The sequence below is a fragment of the Rothia sp. HMSC075F09 genome, from assembly GCF_001810515.1.
Lineage (GTDB): Bacteria > Actinomycetota > Actinomycetes > Actinomycetales > Micrococcaceae > Rothia.
This window is the reverse complement of record NZ_KV801777.1, coordinates 12520-14311: the sequence shown is the minus strand read 5'-3', so window position 1 is coordinate 14311 and position 1792 is coordinate 12520. Positions and strand designations below refer to the sequence as shown.

Sequence of the window (1792 nt, the reverse complement as noted above, 5' to 3'; positions counted from 1 at the left end):
CCTGCTTGCGGCGTGTGGCCAGCAGGCAAATAGCGAGGCGGCAGCCACCGCATCCGTCGTGCCGAGTGAAACTGCCTCGGCATCTGCGGCGGCGTCTGGCTCGCCTTCGGCGAGCGCGACCCCTTCTACTGTTCGAGGCTACTCGGGTGGTTCGAAGGCGCCGGATGGTGAATACCGTAAGGCTGACAAATATGGTCCTGCTCAGAACGTGCCGAAGCCTAACGCCCCTGAAGAGGGCTATCGTGAGAAGTCTATTGAAGGTATCCGTAAGACGATGGATGCTTGGGTGAAATGGACTAATTACGGAATTCAAGTAGGCGATTTTACGGAATCCCGAAAATACATTTCCAGTAATTTTGAAAGTGAACTTAAGGGATATAAGAGCTTTGAGGACTTGTATAAGCGCGGCGGGTGGATTATTGATGGCATTGACAACTATGTTGCTGATGGAAATCCGTGGTCTGAGGATGGGGAAACCTATTTTTGGAAGGCATATCGCGAGTGGAATTATATAACTCTTGTGGAGCCTACCGGAGAATGGCACCGAAACCGAAATATCCAGAAGGATAATGACACCTGGAAATTTGAATTTAAGTACTCCGACTCTTCATGGAAAATTATCGGTTACGAACAGGTAGAAGACTAAAATAATGAACAAAATAATAAAATGCAGTGGGATTTTTTCTCTATCTTGCATTCTAGGATTTTGCGGTACCACTAACGTTGATGCATACGTTATTACTGCGCCTTGTTCTGACACATCAGCTAAAGTTTGCCAAATCGAAGTTGAAACAACTACTTCGCGAGGCAGTCAAGATGGTTACGATGAGAAAAATACAGGTGCAGATAATGCCAACCAGGAAATTCAGCAACAATATACTTATTCCACGGTAAATCAGGGAAACGGCGTAAAAGTTACCTACGCCAACGAAAATCCCAATATTATGTCATGCACAACCAAAGACGGAAGAATAGGAACATTCAAGTTCACAAATATGTCGCTTGAATCTGGCATTCCTGTAGATCACGGAAGTCCCCGAAGCCCTTCCTCTGCTAGTTGCATCCCGAACAATACCCGCACCTTCACCAGTGCCGACAGCCCAGGTCCCACCGGCCCGACCTACGAAGAAGTCATGGAGGAAATCCGCCACGCAGCAGAATCGCTAGAACCGGGTAAGCCGACCCTGCATCAGTCCTATAACAACCCCGCAGGCACTGGCCGAGCAGAAGGCGACCCCAACGTCTACAAGGGCGACCAGATCAACTTCTACGTCGATGACGGAGGCCCCTACCGCCTCGAAGCAGACATGCTCGCCGGACACGTCGAAATTGAGCTCATGCCCTCCTCCTATGTCATCGAGTACGGCAACGGAGATACAGACACCCACTACACGGCAGGTCAGCCCGTGACCACCTATCCCCGTGAACGCCCGCGTGAAACCGCAACGAGTTACGCCTACCAGCGCTCTGGCAACTTCCACGCGTATGCGACCGTGCACTACACGGCTCGTTTCCGTGTGGATGGTGGCCCGTGGCAGATGATGGAAGTGACCCCGCAGGCGACCAGTGACCCGTTGCTGGTGCGTGTGTGGTGGGTTGATGTGGGACGCGTGGCAGGTGACTGCAGCTACGACGACACTCGCTGGGGCTGCAAGAACGATCCGACTATGGGCAAGCCGGATAACCCGAACCCGCGTCTGCGCAAGGCCGATATTCGTACCGGTCAGCGTTGGCACCTGAACGATAATGGTGATGGGGATACGGAGTATTCGTTGCACCGCGACTGGCCCGA

The 1792-nt window shown here is 52.0% G+C and carries 2 protein-coding genes; both read left to right on the top strand.

The window, feature by feature from the left end; all coding sequences use genetic code 11:
* The coding region (locus tag HMPREF2749_RS01875) for a DUF6318 family protein (RefSeq protein WP_070593237.1) at window positions 1-646 on the top strand (646 nt) is incomplete at its 5' end.
* A 349-nt stretch (window positions 647-995) separates the two neighbouring features.
* Window positions 996-1792 (top strand): peptide ABC transporter ATPase (locus HMPREF2749_RS01870; protein WP_246823481.1); only part of this gene is annotated, 797 nt, incomplete at its 3' end.